16 protein-coding genes and 3 pseudogenes are annotated in these 17323 nt (G+C 68.9%); 7 read left to right on the top strand and 12 right to left on the bottom strand.

Annotated elements, in window-relative coordinates; all coding sequences use genetic code 11:
• Window positions 1–14 precede the first annotated feature (14 nt).
• The 7 genes from polA to nepR all read right to left on the bottom strand — a co-directional run bounded on the left by polA (window position 15) and on the right by nepR (window position 8103).
• The gene (gene polA, locus FGL25_RS14400; RefSeq protein ID WP_138142077.1) at window positions 15–2909 is read right to left on the bottom strand and encodes a DNA polymerase I; all 2895 of its coding nucleotides are present in this window, start codon (window positions 2907–2909) and stop codon (window positions 15–17) included.
• A gap of 51 nt (window positions 2910–2960) precedes the next feature.
• Window positions 2961–4016 (bottom strand): GTPase ObgE, encoded by a 1056-nt coding sequence (gene obgE, locus FGL25_RS14395; protein WP_003164204.1) that lies wholly within the window; start codon window positions 4014–4016, stop codon window positions 2961–2963.
• Between the two features lie 61 nt (window positions 4017–4077).
• The gene (ald, locus tag FGL25_RS14390) at window positions 4078–5196 is read right to left on the bottom strand and encodes an alanine dehydrogenase (RefSeq protein ID WP_128719318.1); all 1119 of its coding nucleotides are present in this window, start codon (window positions 5194–5196) and stop codon (window positions 4078–4080) included.
• A 138-nt stretch (window positions 5197–5334) separates the two neighbouring features.
• Window positions 5335–5472, bottom strand: coding sequence for an entericidin A/B family lipoprotein (locus tag FGL25_RS14385; protein ID WP_025976938.1), 138 nt, complete (start codon window positions 5470–5472; stop codon window positions 5335–5337).
• 62 nt (window positions 5473–5534) lie between these two features.
• A complete protein-coding gene (gene phyK, locus FGL25_RS14380) occupies window positions 5535–7214 on the bottom strand; it encodes a sensor histidine kinase PhyK (RefSeq protein ID WP_233126840.1) in 1680 nt (559 codons plus the stop codon).
• Between the two features lie 83 nt (window positions 7215–7297).
• Window positions 7298–7900 (bottom strand): sigma-70 family RNA polymerase sigma factor, encoded by a 603-nt coding sequence (locus tag FGL25_RS14375; protein WP_003164198.1) that lies wholly within the window; start codon window positions 7898–7900, stop codon window positions 7298–7300.
• A complete protein-coding gene (gene nepR / locus FGL25_RS14370; RefSeq protein WP_003164197.1) occupies window positions 7897–8103 on the bottom strand; it encodes an anti-sigma T factor NepR in 207 nt (68 codons plus the stop codon). The genes FGL25_RS14375 and nepR overlap by 4 nt, the downstream gene beginning before the upstream one ends.
• A 199-nt stretch (window positions 8104–8302) precedes the next feature.
• Between nepR and phyR the strand changes: the two genes are divergently transcribed.
• Window positions 8303–9094: an anti-anti sigma factor/receiver protein PhyR gene (gene phyR / locus FGL25_RS14365; protein WP_003164196.1), complete on the top strand. Its 792-nt coding sequence runs from the start codon at window positions 8303–8305 to the stop codon at window positions 9092–9094.
• Window positions 9095–9164: 70 nt separating this feature from the next.
• Here the strand turns inward: phyR and FGL25_RS14360 are convergent, their stop codons facing one another.
• The gene (locus FGL25_RS14360; protein WP_252970204.1) at window positions 9165–9470 is read right to left on the bottom strand and encodes a hypothetical protein; all 306 of its coding nucleotides are present in this window, start codon (window positions 9468–9470) and stop codon (window positions 9165–9167) included.
• Window positions 9471–9804: 334 nt separating this feature from the next.
• Here FGL25_RS14360 and FGL25_RS14355 point away from each other — a divergent pair, with 334 nt between their 5' ends.
• Window positions 9805–10827, top strand: coding sequence for an NADP-dependent oxidoreductase (locus FGL25_RS14355; protein WP_138142076.1), 1023 nt, complete (start codon window positions 9805–9807; stop codon window positions 10825–10827).
• A gap of 17 nt (window positions 10828–10844) precedes the next feature.
• Entirely contained in the window at window positions 10845–11252 is a 408-nt protein-coding gene (locus FGL25_RS14350; protein WP_138142075.1) for a MaoC family dehydratase, read from the top strand.
• A 241-nt stretch (window positions 11253–11493) separates the two neighbouring features.
• On the opposite strand, the gene FGL25_RS14345 is transcribed toward FGL25_RS14350, so the two are convergent.
• Window positions 11494–12285 carry a SapC family protein gene (locus tag FGL25_RS14345; protein ID WP_003164192.1) on the bottom strand — a complete coding sequence of 264 codons (792 nt, stop codon included), beginning with the start codon at window positions 12283–12285 and terminating at the stop codon, window positions 11494–11496.
• A gap of 164 nt (window positions 12286–12449) precedes the next feature.
• Between FGL25_RS14345 and FGL25_RS14340 the strand changes: the two genes are divergently transcribed.
• From FGL25_RS14340 to FGL25_RS14325, 4 genes and pseudogenes are all read left to right on the top strand, one after another.
• Window positions 12450–12947 (top strand): Fur family transcriptional regulator, encoded by a 498-nt coding sequence (locus FGL25_RS14340; RefSeq protein WP_003164191.1) that lies wholly within the window; start codon window positions 12450–12452, stop codon window positions 12945–12947.
• Between the two features lie 5 nt (window positions 12948–12952).
• Complete coding sequence (locus tag FGL25_RS14335; protein WP_167493358.1) at window positions 12953–13840, top strand: alpha/beta hydrolase; 888 nt, start codon at window positions 12953–12955, stop codon at window positions 13838–13840.
• 233 nt (window positions 13841–14073) lie between these two features.
• Window positions 14074–14385 (top strand): annotated as a pseudogene (locus FGL25_RS14330) (GNAT family N-acetyltransferase); the annotation flags it as partial.
• 46 nt (window positions 14386–14431) lie between these two features.
• Window positions 14432–15229 (top strand): hypothetical protein, encoded by a 798-nt coding sequence (locus tag FGL25_RS14325; RefSeq protein ID WP_138142072.1) that lies wholly within the window; start codon window positions 14432–14434, stop codon window positions 15227–15229.
• 4 nt (window positions 15230–15233) lie between these two features.
• On the opposite strand, the pseudogene FGL25_RS14320 reads toward FGL25_RS14325, so the two are convergent.
• The 3 genes and pseudogenes from FGL25_RS14320 to FGL25_RS18140 form a co-directional block, all read right to left on the bottom strand.
• Window positions 15234–16399, bottom strand: a pseudogene (locus FGL25_RS14320) (aminotransferase class V-fold PLP-dependent enzyme).
• Window positions 16400–16580: 181 nt separating this feature from the next.
• Window positions 16581–16841: an SEC-C metal-binding domain-containing protein gene (locus FGL25_RS18145; RefSeq protein ID WP_436835256.1), complete on the bottom strand. Its 261-nt coding sequence runs from the start codon at window positions 16839–16841 to the stop codon at window positions 16581–16583.
• Window positions 16842–17119: 278 nt separating this feature from the next.
• A pseudogene (locus FGL25_RS18140) lies at window positions 17120–17320 on the bottom strand (hypothetical protein); the annotation flags it as partial.
• Window positions 17321–17323 lie beyond the last annotated feature (3 nt).

The following is a 17323-nucleotide window of genomic DNA, read 5'->3' as shown; positions in this document are numbered from 1 at the left end:
AAAGATAAGCGGATTTAGTGCGCGTCGTCCCAGTTGCCGGCGGCCTTGGCTTCGACGTCCAGCGGCACGCTCAGGTCCACAGCGGGCAGGGCGGCGCCTTCCATGATGCGGCGGATGACGGCGACGGCGCGCTCGGCCTCGGCTTCGGGGGCCTCGAACACCAGTTCGTCGTGGACCTGCAGCAGCATGCGGGTCTGAAGCCCGGCCTCGGCCAGGGCGCCCGGCATGCGGATCATGGCGCGGCGGATGATGTCGGCGGCGGCGCCCTGGATCGGGGCGTTGATGGCCGCGCGCTCGCCGAACTGGCGCTCGGCGCCGGACTTGGAGTGGATGGCCGGGATGTGGATGCGCCGCCCGAAGACGGTGGTGACGAAGCCTTGCTCCTTCACCAGCGCCTTGGTCCTGTCCATGTAGTCGCGGATGCCGGGGAAGCGCTCGAAATAGGTCTTGATGTAGGCCCCGGCCTCGCCCTGATCGATGCCCAGCTGGGCGGCCAGGCCGAAGGCGCTGATGCCGTAGATGATGCCGAAGTTGATGGCCTTGGCCCGGCGGCGCGTCTCGCTGGGCATGCCTTCGACCGGGACGCCGAACATCTCGGATGCGGTCGCCGCGTGAATGTCGAGGCCGCTCTTGAAGGCGCGCTTCAGCTCGGGAATGTCGCCGATGTGGGCCAGCAGGCGCAGCTCGATCTGGCTGTAGTCTGCGCTGATCAGCACATGGCCCGGCGAGGCGATGAAGGCCTGGCGGATCTGGCGGCCAGTCTCGGTGCGGATCGGGATGTTCTGCAGGTTGGGGTCGGACGAGGCCAGGCGGCCGGTGGTCGCCGCCGCCAGTTGATAGGAGGTGTGGACCCGGTTCGTCTGCGGGTCCATCGCCGCCACCAGGGCGTCGGTATAGGTGCCCTTCAGCTTGGACAGCTGGCGCCAGTCCAGAATGGTGCGGGGCAGGGGATGGCTCTGGGCCAGATCCTCCAGCACGCTGGCGTCGGTGCCCCATTGGCCGCTGGCGGTCTTCTTGCCGCCGGGCAGGTTCATTTCGCCGAACAGGATCTCGCCGATCTGGCGGGGGCTGCCGACGTTGAACGGGCGGCCGGCCAGCTTGTGCGCCTCTTCCTCCAGCTCGGCCATGCGCTGGCCGAAGGTCGAGGACAGCGAGCGCAGCCGGTCCGGGTCGACCCGCACCCCGGCCCGCTCCATGTCGGCCAGGACGGCGGGCATGCCGCGCTCCAGCGTCTCATAGACATTCGACAGGCCCTCGGCCGCCAGGCGCGGCTTCAGCAGGCGATGCAGGCGCAGGGTCACGTCCGCGTCCTCGGCGGCGTAGCAGACGGCCGATTTCAGCTCGACGTGTTTGAAGCTCTTCTGGCTCTTGCCGGTCCCGGCCACGCTCTTGAACGGGATCGGCTCGTGGCCGAGGTGCAGCCGCGCCAGCTCGTCCATGCCGTGGCCGTGCAGACCGCCTTCGAGGACGTAGGAGATCAGCATCACATCGTCGATCGGGGCGACGCGAACGCCGCGCCGGGCCATGACGGCGAGGTCGTATTTGATGTTCTGGCCGACCTTCAGCACCGATGGGTCTTCCAGCAGGTCTTTCAGTCGAGCCAGGGCCGTCGGCTTGTCGATCTGTTGCAGGGGCGGGCGCGCGTCGCCGCCGTCGCCGAAGTCCAGCCCGCCGTCGCCGGTCGGCTCATGCTCATGCGTCAGGGGGATGTAGCAAGCCTCGTTCGGCCCGACCGCCAGCGACACGCCGCACAGCCCGGCGTGGGTCGAGGACAGGGCGTCGGTCTCGGTGTCGAAGCCGACCACGCCCGCCGCCCTGGCCCGCGCGATCCAGCGGTCGAGGTCTTCCAGCGTCTGCACGCATTCATAGCGATCCCGATCGATCGCATGGGTCTCTGTCGGCGCGGCGACCTCGGTCTGGCCGTAGCGCGGGGTGGCGACGGGCGCGCTCGGCTGGCGGGTGAAGGCCGAGCCTTCCTTCTGCGGCGCCTTGCCGTCGCCGACGCGGCGGGCCAGCGATTTGAACTCCATCGTCTCCAGGAAGGCCGACAGGGTTTCAGGGTCCGGATCGCGGATCAGGAAGTCGTCGATCGGTTCAGGGATCGGCGCGTCGCAGGTCAGCTTCACCAGTTCGCGCGACAGGCGGATCTGGTCGGCGAAGTTGATCAGGGTCTCGCGGCGTTTGGGCTGTTTGATCTCGCTGGCGCGCGCCAGAAGCGTGTCGAGGTCGCCGTATTCGTGGATCAGCTGGGCCGCCGTCTTGGGGCCGATGCCGGGGGCGCCGGGGACGTTGTCGACGCTGTCGCCGATCAGGGCCTGAACCTCGACCACCTTGTCCGGCGTGACGCCGAACTTCTCGAATACGGCCTCTTCTTCCAGGCGCCGGTCCTTCATGGGATCGTACATGACCACGCCGTCGCCGATCAGCTGCATCAGATCCTTGTCGGAGCTGACGATCACCGCCTCGCCGCCCGCGTCGCGCGCCTGACAGGCATAGGTGGCGATCAGGTCGTCGGCTTCATATCCGGCCATCTCGACGCAGTGGACGCCGAAGGCCTTGGTCGCCTCGCGCACCAGCGGAAACTGCGGCACCAGATCCTCGGGCGCCGGGGGGCGGTGGGCCTTGTACTGGTCATAGAGATCGTTGCGGAAGGTCTTCTCCGAATGGTCGAAGACGGCGACCAGGTGCGTCGGCCCGTCCTCGCCCTTCATGTCCTTCAGCAGCTTCCACAGCATGTTGCAGTAGCCCTGCACAGCCCCCACAGGCAGGCCGTCCGACTTGCGGGTCAGCGGCGGCAGGGCGTGATAGGCGCGGAAGATGTAGGCCGAGGCGTCGATCATCCACAGCCGCAGAGGCGGCCCGTCTTGCGTGAGGGGGCGGGCGGGGATTTCGGCGGGCGCGTCGGTCATGGCGCGAACATAGGGGGCGGCGACGCCCCCGTCATCCGGCCATGTGACGGATTAGGGCTGCCAGCCGCCCGGCGTTTCGGGGATGACGTGTTCGCCCTCGTCCGAGACCTCGCCGCGGGTCTTCTTCACCTCGGCCCAGGCGGCGCGCAGCAGCTCGGTCACGCCCTCGCCCGAGACGCCGGACACCAGATAGGGCCGACGACCGGCGACCGCCTCCAGCTCCGCCGCCTTCTCCTCGCGGGCCTCGGGCGTCAGGGCGTCGATCTTGTTCAGCGCCAGGATCTCGACCTTGTCGGCTAGGCCCTCGCCATAGGCCTCCAGCTCGCCGCGGATGATGCGATAGGCCTCGACCACGTCGTCCTGCGTGCCGTCGATCAGGTGGATCAGGCTGGCCGATCGCTCGACGTGGCCCAGGAAGCGGGTGCCCAGACCTGCGCCCTCGCTGGCGCCTTCGATCAGGCCGGGGATGTCGGCGATGACGAAGCGTTCCGACGGGCTCAGGTCCACCATGCCCAGGTTGGGCGTCAGGGTGGTGAAGGGATAGTCCGCCACCTTGGGCCGCGCCGCCGAGACGGCGGACAGGAAGGTCGACTTGCCCGCATTGGGCAGGCCCGCCAGGCCGATGTCGGCGATCAGCTTCAGCCGCAGCCAGATCCAGCGCTCCTGGCCTTCCTGGCCGGGGTTGGCGTGGCGCGGCGCCTGGTTGACCGGCCCCTTGAAGCGGGTGTTGCCCCAGCCGCCGTTGCCGCCGGACAGCAGCTTCACCTTCATGCCCGGTTCGTCCAGATCGACGAGCACGGTCTCCTTGTCCTCGTCCAGCACCTGGGTGCCGACGGGCACGCGCAGGACCACGTCCTCGCCCTTGGCTCCGTGCATCTGGCGGCCCTGGCCGTGGTTGCCGGTCGCGGCCTTGAAATGCTGCTGATAGCGGAAGTCGATCAGGGTGTTCAGCCCGTCGGCCGACTCGACCCAGACGTCGCCGCCCTTGCCGCCGTCGCCGCCGTCGGGACCGCCGTTGGGAATGAATTTTTCGCGACGGAACGAGACGGAGCCCGCGCCGCCGTTGCCGGAGCGAATATAGATCTTGGCCTGATCGAGGAACTTCATGGGCGCCTTATGGCCCAGAAGCGCGGCGAATTACAGGCGGCCGAAATTCACGGGTGGGATTTCAGCTGCGCGCCCAGACGCCGAAGGGGTCGCGCCATTCCATCCCAAGGGCCTGGGCCACGGCTGGGTGGGTGATCTCGCCCTTCAGCACGTTCAGCCCCTTGGCCAGGTGCGGGTCGGCGCGCAGGGCCTCCAGCCCCCGGTCGGCCAGGGCCAGGCCGAAGGGCAGGGTGGCGTTGTTCAGGGCTTCCGAACTGGTGCGGGGCACGGCGCCGGGCATATTGCCGACGCAGTAGTGGATCACGTCGTCGACCACATAGGTCGGCTGGTCGTGGGTGGTCGGGCGCGAGGTCTCGAAACAGCCGCCCTGGTCGATGGCGACGTCGATCAGGACGCTGCCCTTCTTCATCGACGCCAGCTGGTCGCGCCGCACCAGGGTCGGCGCCTCCGCCCCCGGCGTCAGGACGGCGCCGATCACCACATCGGCCTTGGGCAGTTCATCTTCGATGGCGTGCAGCGAGGAATAGCGGGTGATGACCCGGCCGCCGGTCACTTCGTCGATCTGGCGCATCCGGGGAATGGAGCGTTCCAGCACCACCACCTCGGCGCCCAGACCCATGGCCATGCGCGCGGCGTTCAGCCCCACGACCCCGCCGCCCAGCACCAGCACGCGCGCCGGCGCGACGCCCGGCACGCCGCAGAACAGCAGTCCCATGCCGCCCTTGTGCTTGAGCAGGGTCTCGGCCGCCGAAAAGACGGCGATGCGCCCCGCCACCTCGGACATGGGCGCCAGCAGCGGCAGGCCGCCGTTCTTGTCGGTCACCGTCTCATAGGCGACGGCGGCGCAGCCGGAGGCCAGCAGGGCCTTGGTCTGTTCGGGATCGGGCGCCAGGTGCAGATAGGTGAAGAGGATGTGGCCGTCGTTCAGCAGGGAGAACTCGGTCGGCTGCAGCTCCTTGACCTTCACGATCATGTCGCTGCCGGCGAAGACGGTGCGGGCGTCGGGCGCGATGCGGGCGCCCGCCTTGACGTAGTCGGCGTCGGAGAAGCCCGCGCCGAGACCTGCGCTCGTCTCCATGACGACGGCGTGGCCGTGGGCGACGTATTCGCGTACGGCGGCGGGCGTCAGGCCGACGCGATGTTCGTTGGTCTTGATTTCTCGGGGGCAGCCGACGCGCATCTTCTTTTCAAAGTCCTGGCCCCTTCATGGGGCGCGGCGACGCTAAATGAGCCGCCAAGGTCGCGCCAGTGAAAAATAAAACCCCGCCGAGCGATGCTCTCGGCGGGGTCCAGGCGCAGTCTCCTGATCGGAAGGGGATCAGTTCTTGGCGTCGCGGGCGGCGCCTTCGACGGCCTGGCCGGCGGCCTGGGTGTCCTTGCCGACGCCTTGAATGGTGTTGCAGGCGGCGGTGGTCAGGGCCGCGGCGGCGACGGCCAGGATGATGATTTTGCGCATGGAATGCTCCTGAGGCATGGGACGGTCGGGACGGAAGCCCTCAGGTTTTCTGAACGCCACGCTCAAGGTCGGGTTCCACTGACCCGGAAGGCGGCGACCTCGCGCACATGGGCCGATCCGTGGGCTTCGGGCGTGACGAAAGTCAGGCGGGCGATCGAGCCCCCGTCGGGCGCGGGGACGATCTCAGCCTCGCCGCGCAGCTGTTTGGCGAAGGCGATCATCAGGGTGCGGCCCACCCCCGCCCCGGCGGCGTCGGCGACGCCGGGGCCGTCGTCCTGCACCTCCAGCACGCTGGTGTCGCCCTGGACCCGGAAGCGGACCTGAAGGTCGCCGCCGCGCTCGGCGAAGGCGTGCTTCTGGGCGTTGGAGACGGCCTCCACCACCCACAGGGCCAGGGGCGCCAGCTTGTCGGGGTCGATGACCAGGGGATCGGCTTGGATCGTCGTGGTCACCAGAGGGCCGCGCATCGCTTCTCCGGCGATCAGCTGGCCGACCAGTTCGCGCAGGAAGGTCTCGGAGTCGGCTTCGCGGACGTGCTCGCTCTGGTAGAGAATGCGGTAGATCAGGGCCAGGGCGGCGATCCTCTGGCGGGTGTCGCCCAGGGCCGCGCGGGCGCTGGGGTCTGTCACCGCCCGCTGCTGCATCGACAGCAGGGATGAGATGATCTGCAGGTTGTTCTTCACCCGGTGGTGGATTTCGCGCATCAGCGCGTCCTTCTCGTCCAGGGCCTCCAGCAGGGCCTTGTCGCGTCGGGTGATGTTGTCGCCCAGGGCGCCGAGGGTGCGGGCCAGGACGCGGATTTCGGCCGGGGCGTGTTCGGCCTGGACGGGGCGGACCGAAAAGCGGCCGCGCGCATAGATGGCGGCCACCCGCTCCAGATAGATCAGCCAGCGCACGACGATCCGCTCCGACAACAGCATGACGGCGGCGAAGGTCGCCAGCCAGGCCGCCAGCGGCAGCAGCAGGGTGCCGAAGGGGTTCAGCCGCGCCCAGGACAGCAGGCCCGGCGCGGGCGCCGACAGCAGGACGAAGACGTCGCGCCCCGACAGCGGCGCCCCCGCATAGACGTGGCGGCGGCCGCGCGCGTCCTTCGCCTCGAACAGGGTGGTGTCGCCGCGTTGGGCCTCAGCGGCCCAGGCGACGATGGCCTGGGGATCGTTGAGCTGGAAGGATTCGGCGTCGGTCGTGGTCAGCACTCGTCCGGACGCGTCGATCACCGCCGCCTGGGCCCCCAGGGGCAGGGCGGGATCGCGAATGTCCGGCTGCAGCGCAGCCAGCGGCAGAATGGCGGTCATGGCGCCCTGGAAGGCGCCCATGGGCCGTTCGGAGCGGACCGCGACCAACAGGGCGTTCGGCTTCCCGGCGGTCCACTCCATGACGACGTTCTCGCCGCGCCTCAGCCGCTGATACCAGGACCGCTCGCGCACCTCGGCGCCGGAGGGCGGCGGATTGGAGCGGGAGGCGCAGACCGGCTCGCCAGTGGCGCTGAAACGGGCCAGGGCGGCGATGCTGTCCATCCGTTCGACCAGGGTCGTCAGCCGCGGTTCGCAATAGAAGCCGACGCCTTCGGGGGCCAGGGCCTGCAACAGCACCACGGCGCTGTCGATGTTGTTCTTGGCGTGGGCGGCGCTGCGGTCGGCGGCCAGTTGCAGATCGATGCGCTGTTCGGCGGCCTGGCGGCGGAAGCCCGCCTCGGTCTGGATCATGGCCAGCAGCAGGATCGGCAGCAGGGCGATGGCCATGGCCACGCCCAGGCGAAAGCGGATTCCCTGCACGCTGGGCCATCCGAGCTTTCGCCCCAGAACCCGGCCGATCCGCCGCACGACTATCTCCGCCCGGAGCCGCTCAGCCTGTCGGCGTCGGCCAGGATGGATCGCATCGCATCCCCGGCGGACTTTCCGTCGCGGGCGTAGCCGCCGCGCTCCAAGGTGGCCTGCAACGCCTTGCGGGCGCGCGACACGCGGCTCTTCACCGTGCCCACGGCGCACTGGCAGATCTCAGCCGCCTCCTCATAGGCGAACCCTCCGGCCCCGACCAGGATCAGGGCTTCCCTCTGCTCTTCGGGCAGGGTCTGCAAGGCCTGACGCAGTTCGTCCAGGGCGACGGGCGCCTCGGGATCGTCGACGGCGATCAGGGTGCGTTCGGCGGCTTCCTGGTCAAGCTGGGTCTGACGCCAGGAGCGGCGCTTCTCGGAGTAGAACTGGTTGCGCAGGATCATGAAGGTCCAGGCCTTCATGTTCGTGCCCATCTGATAGCTGGCGCGGGCGTCCCAGGCCTTCATCATGGCTTCCTGCGCCAAGTCGTCGGCGGCGGTGGGGTCGCCGGTCAGGGTGCGGGCGAAGGCGCGCAGGTGGGGGATCAGGGTGACCAGTTCGGCCTTGAAGGCGCCGTCATCGGCCGACGGGGGCCGGGATGGGGTGCTGGTCACTGTCCCTCCTTGGTGGACGACGCTTGGTCGGCGCGTCTGAGAATCTCGAGGAACTCGTCGGGAACGGGTTCGTTCACGACCTCGTCGAACATGTGGCGCAGCTTCACGCCGATCGCCTGCTGACGCAGGCGGACCTCTTCAAGCCCTCGCTCATTCGACGGTGTCCCGTCGGGGTGAACGGGGGTGTCCTTGGTGTTGATCATCGAGTTTACGGCTGCCGCCCAAGCCAGTTGAAACGCCTGTAGAAACGGAAAACGCCGCCTCTCGCATAGAGTTCCTAACGCCGGACGTTTTTATGCTCAAGCTGGCGGACGGTGCGGGAACCGCGGCCCATTTGGCACGTTCAATCCGCTGGTGCGCCATTAGACATGCGGCGCGAAGATTGTCGGGGAACGAACCAATATGAGCCTTCTGGCCAGACTAGCGCCTCATCTGCCCTACGTTCGTCGTTACGCCCGGGCGCTGACCGGCGACCAGGCGACGGGCGACAACTACGTCCGCGTGGCCCTTGAAGCCCTCGCGGCGGGCGAGCGCCAGCTGCCGACGGACATGACGCCGCGCGTGGCCTTGTATCACGTCTTCCACACCATCTGGGCGGCCACGGGCGCCCAGCTCGAGGACGGCGCGGCGGCTGAGGGCGACGACGCCGCCCATCGCCTGATGCGTATTTCGCCGCGCTCGCGCCAGGCCTTCCTGCTGACCGCGCTGGAAGGATTCACGCCGTCCGAGGCGGCCCAGATCCTGGCCGTCGATCCGCGCACGGTCGAACGGCTGATCGCCGAGGCCCAGTCGGACATCGACGCCGAGCTGGCCACCGACGTCCTGATCATTGAAGATGAAGCCATCATCTCGGCCGACATCGAAAGCCTGGTGAAGGAGCTGGGCCACCGCGTCACCGGCACCGCCACCACCCATGACGAGGCTGTGGACGCCGTGTCGCGCCACACGCCGGGCTTGGTGCTGGCCGACATCCAGCTGGCCGACGGCTCGTCGGGCATTGATGCGGTGAAGGACATCCTCAAGAAGTTCGACGTGCCGGTCATCTTCATCACCGCCTTCCCCGAGCGGCTGCTGACCGGCGAGCGCCCCGAGCCGACCTTCCTGATCACCAAGCCCTTCCAGCCGGAGACGGTGAAGGCGGCGATCAGCCAGGCGCTGTTCTTCCATCCGTCGCGCCAGAAGCAGGCCGCCTGATCGAGCTGAATTTCTTCGGCCAAGATCAAGGGCTCCGCTGCAGCGGAGCCCTTTTTCGTTCAGAACCGCATCAGGGCGCCGGAGGCGGTTCGACAGGCGGCGGCGTGGCTTCCGGCCCCGCGGGGCGGACCGCAGGGTCGGTCTGCACAACCGGCGAGGGTTCGGGCGTCGCGTCGGTAGCTTCCGAGGTGCGTTGGAGCCCCGCGTTGTTGAGCGCCCACCACCCCAGCAGCAGGATGGCGGCGGCCCCGGCCGAAACGATCAGCAGCACCAGGATGCGGCGTCCGCTTCGGCCTTGGCGCACATACTGAGCCTCCACCGCCTGGTGCTCGTGCACGGCGTCGGCGGAGTGGGAATGCGGGTCTTGGTGGGTCATCGGCTCGCCTCCTTTTCGCGGTCTGGAAACCTCTAGGGCCAACGCCGCCCCCGCTCCGCCGTTCCGATGGGGAGGATCGCCGGGCGGTCCGCGCCTTTGGAACCGAGTTTCGCGTTCGCCGTTGTCTGATTGTCGAGGGTCGTTCCCCCGGACCGGCTCGGCCGGTCTTCGCCCTCGCCTCATTCTCGATGATGCGACTCCTAGGCGGATCCTGAACGGGTCCGCCTTCTTTTTTGTCGGCAGGCCGGGGCGAACGGTCGATCCGTCGCGCTTGCCCTCTGGCGGCGAGGCGTCACTATGGGTTCTGAAAGAAAACGCTTTAGGAGATCGATTGATGAGCCTGCGCAACAGACAATGGATCCTGCGTCAGCGGCCGCACGGCCTGATTCAGGACGGCGATCTGGAGTTGGTCGAGAGCGCCCTGCCCGATCTGAAGGACGGCGAGGTTTTGGTTCGCACCGTCTATCTGTCGATTGACCCGACCAACCGCACCTGGATGAATGATTCCGAAGGCTATCTGCCGCCCGTCGGCCTGGGCGACGTCATGCGCGGCCTGACTCTGGGCGTGGTCGAGCAGTCGCGCGGCGAGCGATACAAGGAAGGCGATCTGGTCATGCCCCTGTCGGGCGCCTGGGCTGACTACGCCGTCGTGCCCGAGGCGGGGCTGCGGCCGGTCCACCGTGCGCCGGGCCTGCCGTTGACGGCCAACCTGTCCGTCCTGGGCATGACCGGCATGACCGCCTATTTCGGCGTCACCGACGTGCTGAAGGCGAAGGCCGGCGAGACCCTGGTCATTTCGGCGGCGGCGGGGGCGGTCGGCTCCATCGCCGGTCAGGTGGCCAAGCAGCGCGGCTGCCGCGTCGTCGGCATCGCCGGGGGCGCCGAGAAATGCCGCTGGCTGACCGAGGAGCTCGGTTTCGACGGCGCCGTCGACTATAAGAACGAGGACGTCGGCGACGCCCTGGATCGCCTGGCCCCCGACGGCATCGACCTCAATTTCGAGAACGTCGGCGGCGACATCATGATCGCCGTCTGGAACCGGCTGAAGGTGCACGGCCGCATGGCCGTCTGCGGCCTGATTTCGGCCTACAACGCCACGCGGATGCCGCCTTCGCCCAACTTCGCCCGCATCATCACCCACCGCCTGGACGTGAAGGGCTTCCTGGTCCTCGACTACGCTCATCGCGCCAAGGAGATGGTCGCCGAGATGGGCCCGTGGCTGGCCGACGGGAAGATCCACTGGAAGGTCCATGTCGACGACGGGCTGGAAGGGGCGGTTGGTTCGCTGAACCGCTTGTTCACGGGCGACCATGACGGCAAGCTGATGGTCAGGGTGTCGGAAGAACCGGCCGCCTGACGGAGGGAAGACCGCGCATGACCGAGCCGCTGCACATCCATTTCGAGGATCTCGAGATCGGTCAGGTCATCCCTCTGGGCGCCTGCGCCGTGGATGCGGCGGCGCTGGATCTGTTCGCCGAGCGGTTCCAGCCGGGCTGGGACGTCGCCTACGGCGCGCCCGAGGCCATGGTCTACGCCTTGTGGAGCCGCCTGGCCGCCGACCGCACCAGCGGCTGGGCGGGGGTCAAGACCCTGGCGGTCGACGGGCTTCGCTTCCTGCGCAGTCCCCCGGCGGGCGAGCTTCTGCGCGGCCGTCTGACCATTATGGGCAAGGATCCGGTCGGGGACGAAAAGGGCGTGGTCATCGCCCAGCAGGACTTGCTGGACGAGGCGGGGCGGCTGGTCTTCTCCTGCCTGACCCGCGCCCTGGTCGCGCGCCGTTAGAATCCTTCTCCCCTTGCGGGAGAAGGTGGACGGCGAAGCCGGACGGATGAGGGGTTTCGCGCCCTTGACCGTCAGCCGGCGCCAAACTTCGGAGAGACCCCTCATCCGGCCCTGGCGGGCCACCTTCTCCCACAAGGGGAGAAGGATAAGAAAACGCCCCGCCAGTTTCCTGACGGGGCGTTTGCCGTTTGGTGTTCCAAGGGCCTTAAGCCGCGCTAACGCGCGTTAGGCCCTTAAAAAATCAGGCGTTGGCGGCGACCGGCTGCTGCTTGGCGGCGCGGGTCAGAGCCACGGCGATCAGGCGATCCCAGCCCAGCAGCGACACCAGGTGGGCGTAGATCTGGCCCAGGGCGCCGTTGTCGCGCAGTTCGGCCAGCTTCTCGGCCGGCAGGGCCTTCAGCTTGTCTTCCGAGACGGCGAAATATTCGGCGATCTTCTGCGGCGTTCCGGCCGTGCCGTCGGCGTTGCGCGGGGTGTAGTTGGCCTCGCGCACCTCGAACAGGTCCAGTTCCTTCAGCAGGGCGACGAAGGATTCGCTGCGCACGCGCTCCTGCTCGAAGTTGTTGCAGAACTCCATGCCGAAGTTGACGTAGCCGCTGGGCTGGCCGTTTTCGAACAGGGGGGTCTCGCCGCCTTCGACCACGAAGGGGGCGGCGCGGTCGATGCACAGCACCAGGCGCTTCTGCTCTTCGTCATTGGCGAAGACGAAGGGGTAGCGGCGGACGTAGGCCGGGATGTAGGCGTCGGGACGGAAGTCGCCGTCCTCGATGAACAGGTTCTCTCCGGCGTTCAGGCCCATGGCGGCGACCGGCTGCTTGGCGTCGCCGACGAAGATGACCGGATAGGACAGGGCGGCCGGGGCGAACTCCGTCACCGTCAGCGGCACCACATTGGTCTGGGCGACGAAGGCGTAGGGCTTGTCCGCCGGGGTCACGCCCAGCTTGCCGTGAGCCTCGGCCGACAGGGGTTCGGGCTGGGAATAGAACAGGACGTTGCCCGACAGGGGGCTGTTCGCTTGGATGGCGTCGGTCATGAAAAACGGATCTTCTGAACAGAAAGGACGGTTCTTCTAGCCCATGGCCGGGGCCGCCGCAAACGCCGCTGTTTGGCCACATTGCGCCGGCTGCGGGCGGCGACCCGAGCGGGTGCGACCGTCGTGCGGTTGCAGCGGCGGCCCTGACCTCCTAGCTGTAGGCCATGGGTCTGGCCTGCGATCATGAACACGCTGAACACGAGCTCGGCGCCGCCGAGGTGGAGCGCGCCCTGACGGCCGTCGAGGCGCGCTGCGCCGCCGACGGCGAGCGCATGACCGCCCCGCGTCGCCGGGTGCTGGAGCTGCTGCTGACGGCGGGCGAGCCGGTGAAGGCCTATGACCTGATCGCCCGTTACGGCCTGGACGGCCAGGCGGCGAAGCCGCCGACCGTCTATCGCGCGCTGGACTTCCTGGAGCGCCGGGGCCTGGCGCACCGCATCGCCTCCATCAGCGCCTATGTCGCCTGCACCGCTGACGCCCTGGGCGAAGACAAGGGCCACGCGGCGGCCTTCCTGATCTGCGACTGCTGCGGCGCCGCCGAAGAGGTGGCGGTCCAGGGCGGCGACGCCTTCGCCCGCGCCGCCGCCGGCGCCGGCTACGCCATCGAACGCACCACCATAGAAGGGCATGGCCGCTGCCCGGCCTGTCGCGTGGCGGCCTGAACCTGATGGACGCCCTGGCCCTGTCGGCGCCGCGCCGGATCAGCGTCCCCATCGACAATCGCTGGGGCGGCGGCGAGATGGCGGTTCTGGACTTCGGCGATCGCGAGCGGCCGGTCGATCTGGTCTTCGTCCACGCCAACGGCTTCAACGCCCGCACCTACCGCACCCTGTTGCAGCCCCTGTCCAGCGCCCTGCGCATCTGGGCGCCCGACCTGCGCGGCCATGGCGCGACGCGCCTGCCCGCGGAGCCCGAGGGCCATCGCAGCTGGAAGGATCACCGCGACGACCTGATCGGCCTGCTGGAGGCGATCGGCGGCCCGCCCGTGGCCCTGGCCGGTCATTCCATCGGCGGGACCAGCGGCCTGCTGGCCGCCGCCGAACAGCCCGAACGGGTCTCGCGCCTGCTGCTGCTCGATCCCGTGATCTGGCCGCGTCCGATGGTCATGGCGATGAACCTGCCCCTGATCGGGCGGGCGTCGCGTCGTTTTCCCATCGTCACGCGCACGCTGAAACGCCGCGCGGTGTTCGACAGCCGTGAACACGCCCTGGCCGCTTATCGCGGACGGGGCGCCTTCAAGGGCTGGCCGGACCTGATGCTGGCCGACTATCTGGCCGACGGCCTGGCCGAGACGGATCGAGGACTGGAGCTGACCTGCAGCCCGGCGTGGGAGGCGTCCAACTACGGCGCCCAGGCGCATGACCCGTGGCGGGCGCTGGCCCGCTATCCGGGGGCGGTGCGCATTCTCAAGGGCGAGACCGGCAGCCTGTGCGCGGTTCGGCCTTCAGCTCGGCGCGCGAACATGCAGGTCGAGACGGTCGCGGGCGGCGGCCATCTGTTTCCCATGACCCATGCCGAGATCACGCGCGACGCCCTGTTCGACCTGGCGGTCTGACCCCGCGCTTGGCGGAACGTCCCTGTCGCGCCAAGAGGCAGTATGGAACCGGCCGAGAGGGAATATCGTCATGACCGCAGACCTGACGGTGCGCCGCGCGACGGCGACGGACGCCGGGCGCATCCACGCCCTGATGCGCGCTCTGGCGGAGCATGAGGGCCTGGCGCCCTATCTCGCCGCCACGCCGGACAGTCTGACGCAGGTATTGTCAGCCCAGCCGCCGCGCGCCGCCTTCCTTCTGGGCCGAGATCGCAGGGCGAGCGGCGGGTTTCGTCTCCTGGACGCGGGTCTACGGCATTTGGCGGGGCGGGGACTACCTCAACCTCGACGACCTGTTCGTGGCCGAAGAGGCGCGCGGCGCTGGCGTAGGCGAGGCGCTGATGCGGGCGTTCGCGGCCGAGGCGGCGGGCGAGGGGCTGAGCGGCCGCTGGGAGGTCTGCGCGGACAATCACGGCGCGCGGCGTTTCTACGCCCGCCTCGGCGCCGAGCAGGAAGAGAAGGTCGTGGTGCGCTGGTCGGCCCAGGCCATGAAGACCACGCCCTAGCCTCAGGGGTTGTCGTGCGTCGGTTCGATGCTAGTCCTGACGGACGATGACGTCGTCCGCCTCTTCTTCTCAACTGCCGCGCGTCCTGCTGGGCGCGCTGATCGGCGCTGTCCTGGGCCTGCTGATGCTGGGGGTGGCGCTGGCCGCTTGGTGGCTGGCGGTCGCGCGTCATGAGCCTCAGCCGATCATCGCGCCCGAGGGGTTCGAGGCGCGGCTGGAAGCGGCGGCCGGGGGCGCCGCCTTCGGCCTTACGCCCGTCTATGTCCATGATCGCGACGGCCCCGATTCCAGCGGCGCCGTCTGGTTGTCCCAGATTGCTTCCGAGCTCGAGGCCCAGGGCCATGAGCTTCGGCCCGTGCCGACGGACGACGCCGAACTAGTCCGCGAGATCGAGCGCCTGGCCCGCCGCTGGGCCGAGCCGCCGCGCCGCCCGCTGCTGATCTGGAGAGGGCCGACCGGGCTGATGCTGTGCCGCTGCGATCATCCGCGCGCGCGAGCGCAGGCGCGTCAGCTGCTGGCGGCCTCGGCCGCGACATCGGCGGATGCGGTCGAGGCGCAGGCGTCGCCTTCCGTGGTCGCGCCGCGCCGGGCGGTCGAGCCGAAGGGGCCGGCCTATCCGCGCCTGGGCCCTCCGCCGGCCAAGACCGCCGCGCCGTCTGCGCCGCCCGTTGCGGCTCCGGCGCGGGCTGCGTCCCCGGCGCCGTCCCTGCCGGGAGATCCGGCGCCCAGGCGAGCTGAAGCCAAGGCCTCGCCCGCGCCCCGCGCTTCGTCTGCGCGCCCCGCCTCGCCCCGGCGCACCGATCCGCCCGAGGCGCGGCGCGACGCCGACAGCCTGTTCTTCTGACGGCCTAGCTCAGGCGGGCGCAGGCGTGGATCAGTTTCTCCACGTCGTCCTCGCTCTGATACAGGCTGAAGCCGAAGCGGATCACGTCGTCGCGCACGTCGGCGATGACGTTCATCTCCTGCAGCGCCGCCTTCCAGCGCGGCGCGTCGGCGTGGCGCAGGGCCAGGAAGCGGGCGCGCGGCGCCGTCCCCTCGACCGGGTTCAGGATCTGGGCCCCGGCCAGCGCCCCGGCCTCGTTCGATTGGATCGCCGTCTGGAACCGGGCCTGAAGACCGCGCGCGTGATCGGCGATCATCGCCGTGGTCAGGCCGTGCTGCTCCAGCATCCGGCGCACGGCGTTGAAGCGATAAAGGGCGCTGGCGTCGAAGGTGGCCCCCCAGAAGCGGCCGCCGTCGGTGCGGTACTGAACCCCGCCGGGCGGGCCTTCCAGATGGCCGAACTCGGCGAACCAGCCGGTCACGACCGGGCGCGGGCCGAAGCCGGGCGGGGCGTGCAGGAAGCAGGCGCCTTCGCCGGCCATCGCATACTTATACCCCCCGGCCAGATAGAAGATCTTGTCCGCCACGGCCGACAGATCGGTCGGCGTGGCCATGAAGCCGTGGTAGCCGTCGACCACCACCCACGGTCCCGCCGGGTCGGCCAGTTCCGCCAGTTCGGCGATGCGCTCGAACAGCCCGCCGGTGCGGAAGAAGACCTGGCTGACGAAGATCAGGTCGTGCCCCGCCCGCCCTGGCCGCGGCGACGAAGCGGTCGGCGAAGGTCTCGAACGGAGCCAGGGGCACGCGGGTGACGACGGCCTGTCCCGCCTCCTCCCAGCGTTCCGACTGGCGGCGGAAGGAGTGGAACTCGCCGTCGGTGGCCAGGATGCGTACCGGCGCCTTGTCGACCGCCGAGACGATCCGCAGCAGAATCTCATGCGTATTGGGCGCGAAGATCAGGCTGTCGGGCGAGGGCAGGCCCAGTTCCTTGGCGACATGCGCTTGCGCCTCGGGGATGACCTCTCCGAACACCAGATCCCATTTGCGGTCGGCGAAGCGGTTGGCCTCGGCCCAGGCCTGGACCTGGCCCGTCGAAGCTGACGTCGGGCCACAGGTGGTGGCTGTGAGCGGCGAAATGCAGGCGTTCCGGATCGAGGCCCAGCGCGCGCGAGAACAGGGGCTTGTAGTTCATGGTCCGACCTTACCCGGATCAGCGGGCGGCCCAACAGAAAAGACGGATGAGCGATAAGGAAAGGCGCGGCCAAAGAAAAAGGCGGGCCGCTTTCGCAAACCCGCCTCTCTCAAGTCGGTCTTTGGCGCTCAAGCAGCGAGCGACCGCGTCGCGAGCGTAGCGCCGCGCACTTCAGCGCGCCTTAGATCAAACTACCGTGGCAGTGCTTGAACTTGCGGCCCGAGCCGCAGGGGCAGTCGGCGTTGCGGCTGGTGCGCTCCCAGCCGACGGGCAGGGCCTCGACCGGCAGTTTGGAGCGGTCGTCGCCGGTCAGCTGACCTTCCGGGTTCTGAGCCATCGGGTTCAGCATCTCATTTTCGCCGGTGCCGGGGTTCAGGTGGATTTCCTGGAACTCGGGCATTTCCATCGGCGGCGGCGCCTGGAACTGGAACTCGACCGTCATCAGCCAGCGCGTGACGTTGTGGCGCAGGTCGTGCAGCAGCGTCTCGAACAGGTTGAAGGCTTCGGTCTTGTACTCGTTCAGCGGGTCCGCGCTGGCCGTAGCCGCGCAGGCCGATGACGCCGCGCAGGTGGTCCAGATGGACCAGGTGCTCGCGCCACTGCATGTCGATCATCTGCAGCATGAACTGCTTTTCGAGGCCGCGGCGTCTGGTCGGCGCCGATCAGTTCGAGGCGTTCGGCGGCGCGCACGTCGGCGGCCGCGACGATGCGCTCCTCGATCTCCTCGTTGGAGACGCCTTCCTCGGCGGCCCAGTCATGCAGCGGCAGTTCCAGGCCGAGGGTGGACTTCACCTTCTCGTCCAGGCCGTCGATGTCCCACTGCTCGGCATAGGCCTTGGGCGGCATATAGCGTTCGACCAGGTCGTTGATCGCGTCGTTGCGGAAGTCGGCGACCAGCTCCGACAAGTCTTCGGAGTCCATGAA

It is taken from the genome of Brevundimonas vancanneytii (genome assembly GCF_901421975.1).
Taxonomy (GTDB): Bacteria; Pseudomonadota; Alphaproteobacteria; order Caulobacterales; family Caulobacteraceae; genus Brevundimonas; species Brevundimonas diminuta.
The sequence above is the reverse complement of the archived record's forward strand: the minus strand, read 5'-3'. Positions and strand labels throughout refer to the sequence as shown.